This is a genomic window from Trebonia sp. (assembly GCF_049794275.1).
Taxonomy (GTDB): domain Bacteria; phylum Actinomycetota; class Actinomycetes; order Streptosporangiales; family Streptosporangiaceae; genus Trebonia.
The window spans coordinates 1-3,967 of the sequence record NZ_JBARCR010000658.1 but is presented as its reverse complement, the minus strand read 5'-3'; the positions used below and the strand labels follow the sequence as shown (position 1 = coordinate 3,967).

The 3,967-nt window shown below is 71.7% G+C and carries 4 protein-coding genes; 2 read left to right on the top strand and 2 right to left on the bottom strand.

All coding sequences use genetic code 11. The features are described 5' to 3' along the window. Both WA805_RS17695 and WA805_RS17690 read right to left on the bottom strand, forming a co-directional pair. A partial coding sequence (locus WA805_RS17695) for a hypothetical protein (protein WP_425242879.1) occupies positions 1-1,314 on the bottom strand: 1,314 nt, incomplete at its 3' end. Between the two features lie 10 nt (positions 1,315-1,324). Next, positions 1,325-2,740 (bottom strand): glycosyltransferase 87 family protein, encoded by a 1,416-nt coding sequence (locus tag WA805_RS17690; protein ID WP_422285914.1) that lies wholly within the window; start codon positions 2,738-2,740, stop codon positions 1,325-1,327. A 23-nt stretch (positions 2,741-2,763) separates the two neighbouring features. On the opposite strand from WA805_RS17690, the gene WA805_RS17685 reads away from it, so the two are divergent. Next, entirely contained in the window at positions 2,764-3,213 is a 450-nt protein-coding gene (locus WA805_RS17685) for a hypothetical protein (RefSeq protein WP_422280432.1), read from the top strand. Then, a partial coding sequence (locus WA805_RS17680) for a cytochrome c biogenesis CcdA family protein (RefSeq protein WP_425242878.1) occupies positions 3,210-3,967 on the top strand: 758 nt, incomplete at its 3' end. The genes WA805_RS17685 and WA805_RS17680, both read left to right, overlap by 4 nt.

Genomic DNA, 3,967 nt, shown 5'->3' with positions numbered 1-3,967 from the left:
GTCCGGCACCGTCAGGGCGGCGACGGTCGTAGCGGTCGGCGGCGCGGGCGCCGGCGTCGTGGTCGTCGCTGCGCCGGGCACGAGTGCTTTCACGCGGCTCGCGAAGCCCGGCCGCGCCGCCCGGATGGCGCTGTCCTGGGTGACCCGGGCTGCCTGGGCGCCCTGGATGGCGCTCGGCGGGACGCTGATCGCGGGCCTGAGCGTGATCCGCTGCTCCGGCGGCAGCACGATGTCGTTGCTGCCCGGCAGCACCAGGATCACGGAGTCGCGCTGCCCGGTTCCCGGCGCGGCCACCGTGACCTCCCCGTTGACCGGCACGTCGAGGGTGGTGCCAGGACTGAGCGCCTGGCCGCTGTCCAGCGTGCCGCCGCTCGTCACTGTGACGCTGCCGCCGACAGGCATGGTGACCGTGAATCCGCCGTGCCCCGCTGGCAGGCTGATCTGCATGATCCGGGCGGTCGCCGGGTTCTGCCTGCTGAAGCGGTAGTTCAGCAGCGCGAAGATCAGCGGCGCGATGACCGATACGCCGCCCGCCATGGCGAGCAGCAGGCTGAACCGGCCCTGGTCAACCCCGGGCAGCAGCGCGGCGACGCCGCTCGACGCGGTGAGCACGGTGCCGATGAGCGTGCCGACCGCGGTGATGTTCGTGACCCAGCTGTCGCCCCACGTCCACGCGGAGGCCGCGTACAGCGGCCGTCGCCAGAAATCCTCCTTGTCCAGGTGCGCGTTCCGGCGTCCGGACCGCGGCGGTCGCGCCGGCCGCCTCGACCGGGGCACCCCGAACGCCACCGTGGCGATGATGAGCAGCGCGGCGAGCAGGGCGCCGGAGCAGGCCGGTATCACCAGGTACTGATAGACGGACACGTGACGGTGCACGGCCAGGATGACGTCCAGCTGCGCTTCTGACGCGGCGGCCAGCGGGGACGGCGTGACGACCAGCGTGGCCGACAGCGGCACTTCGGGGAGGCTGGCGCTGAGCGTGACCGCGGTGATCGGCGACGCCGTCTCCCCCGGCCCGCAGTTCGCGGTGACGCTGCTGGCCGGGGTCGCTGGCACCGGTTTGCCGGGCGACGGGGCCGGCGTGAGCTGCAGCGCGAAGGTGACCGGTTCCGCGCACAGCGCCGCGGTGTTCAGGTAAGCGGTCGTCGTCCAGGTGCCTGGATCGCTAGCGGACTGGGTGAGCGCGTCCGCGGTCCCGCTGAGCGGGGCCGGCGTGGCGGCGAAGGCAGGCGCGGCAGTGCCGATCACGATGCCAGCGAGCGCCCCTACCACGATCGACACCGCCACGATCGGCACCGCCACGGCACGACGCATCCGGCACCGGCTACGTCGCGGGGACTTCGGCGGGGAGGTCGGAGGGCTCGGCACTGCGCGGCGCCGGCGTCACGTGGCGGAGCTTGACCGCGATGCCCACCAGGATCAGCAGCAGGGCGATGCCGCCGAGGATGTAAATGTTGCCCCACAGCAGCTGGAAGCCATGCCAGTGGTACTCGACGTACTGCGGCTGGTCGCCGTGCTGGCTGAACAGGATCGGGCTGGTGTTCTTCTGCGCCCACAGGAAGCCGAGCGAGAACTTGCCGAGGTTGCGGGCGTGCTCCCACAGCGCGTCCGGCCAGGCGCCGTACACGAAGATGATGCCGGCGGCGAGCGCGGCGATCCAGCGGGCCCGCCACTTCTCCCTGGCCCGCCAGGCGCGGATCGCGTAGTGGCCGGCGACCGCCACGCCGGGGGCGACCCACACCCAGTGGTGGTCCCAGCTGATCGGCGAGGCGAGCAGCCCGGTCAGCGCGACGGTCAGCAGCGCGACCATGGAGTGCCCGGCGCGGTAGAGCAGCGCCGCGGCCACGATGCCGAGGACGACGGCCACGAAGGCGGCGACCAGCCAGGGCTTGGTGCCGGCGTTGATGGATCCGGCGAACCGCGTGATGATCGCGCGCAGCGACTGGTTGCCTGCCCAGCCGGTGAACCCGGTCCTGTTGCCGTCGGAGAAGACCAGCCCGTGCAGCCACCACTTGGACGAGTCGCCCGGCAGGATCGCGAACCCGATGAGGACGGTCGCCAGGAAGCCGGCCACGGTCATGGCCGCCTCCCTGAACCGCTTCGTGAGCAGCAGGTACGGGACGAAGATCAGCGGCACCAGCTTGATCCCCGCGGCGACTCCGGTCACCGCGCCCGCCCACCAGCGCCGCTTCCCGTTCGCGGTGAACTCCACCTGGGTCAAGTCCCAGATGATCGCCGCCATCAGGATCAGGTTGACCTGGCCCAGGTAGATCGTCCGCACCACCGGCTGCAGCCAGAACGTGACCGCCGCGGCCAGCAGCGTCGCGCCGAGCCGGACCCGGCGGTCCGCGTAGCCGAGGGCGCGGAACGTGAACCACAGCGCCGCCACCAGGCTCGCGATGTTCACGATGACCGACAGCACCAGCAACGGCTTCATCGGGATGAACGAGATCAGCGCGAATACGATCGCGGCGAACGGCGTGTAGGTGAACTTCAGCGCCAGCGAGCTGTACCCGCCCCAGTCGTAGAGGGGCGCGCCCGCGTGCGGGTCGTAGTACGGCTGGACGTGCCGGACGATCAGCCCGCCGTCGCGGTACACGGTCAGGTCCACCGGGTTCAGCGCGCCGGCCTTGCCGCGGAGGACGTCGAAGATCACCCAGCTGGCGAGGATCGCGCAGAACGCGATGGCGCCGACTTTCACGAGCCGCGTCCCTGGGGGGCTGACGGCGACCGAATTCACACCGGTAACGATATCGTGGTGGCATGTCAACGCTGACCGAACCCGGAACGGGGTCCGCACTCGCCACGCGGCTGGAGCGGGTCCGCATGGCCAGCTTCGGCGCCCTGACAATGCTGGTCCTGCAGTTCGTCATCGGGACGGCGTACAACCTGTACGGCACGGCCCCGACCGCGAAGAAGTCCGTCGGACTGTTCTCCAGCCCGCTGCTCGCGATCCACGTGATCCTCGGCATCCTGCTGGTCATCGTGGCCGCGATGCTGGTGGTCCGCGCGGTTCAGGCGAAGTCGGGCGCGGTGCTGGCCACGTCCATCGCCGGACTCGTCGCCATTCTCGCCGCGGGCGGCGCCGGATCGTCGTTCGCGCAGGACGGCGCCGACGGCGCGTCGCTCGGCATGGCGATCGCCACCGCGGTCGCGATGCTCTGCTACGCCGCCAACCTGGTGATCATTCCGCACGGCAAGCGGCAGGGATGAGCGTCGAGAACCTGGTCTCCTCGGGGCCGCTGATCCTGGCGATACCGGTCGCCGCGGCGGCCGGCGCGTTGACGTTCCTGTCCCCCTGCTGCCTGCCGCTGGTGCCCGGCTACCTCTCGTACATCACCGGCATGTCCGGCGTCGGCGCGGAGGGCGCGGCGGTCACGGGCGGCGGCACCGCCGCCGTTGCTGTCGCGGAAGGCGGCAGCGGCGGCGTCACGACCGCCACGGTCACGACCAGTGACACGCCGGGTTCGGCGCCCACCGGACGGGCCGTCGCGGGGACCGCGCTGTTCGTCCTCGGGTTCTCCGCCGTCTTCGCGGTCTACGGGCTCGCGTTCGGCGGGCTCGGCCACCTGCTCCGCGCCCATAACACCGGGTTCACTCAGGTCCTCGGGGTGATCACGATCCTGCTCGGGCTGATGTTCGCCGGGGCGTTCGACCGCTTCAGCTTCGCCGGCCGGATCTTCCGGCCCGCGGCGCGGCCGCGGGCCGGGCTGGCCGGGGCGCCGCTGCTCGGCGTGATGTTCGGCTTTGGCTGGACGCCGTGCATCGGCCCCACGCTGACCGCCGTGCTGGCGCTGTCCGAGACGTCGGGCACCGCCGCGCGCGGCGCGTTCCTCGCGTTCGTCTACGGGCTCGGCCTCGGCATCCCGTTCCTGATCGTCGCGGCCGCCTTCCAGCGCGCGGTGAACGTGCTCGGCTTCTTCCGCCGCAACGCGCGGCTGGTCAGCAGGATCGGCGGCGCCTTGCT

Coding starts and splice junctions, on each gene's coding strand:
- WA805_RS17685 (WP_422280432.1), top strand. CDS start 2,764: ATGTCAACGCTGACCGAACCCGGAACGGGGTCCGCACTCGCCACGCGG.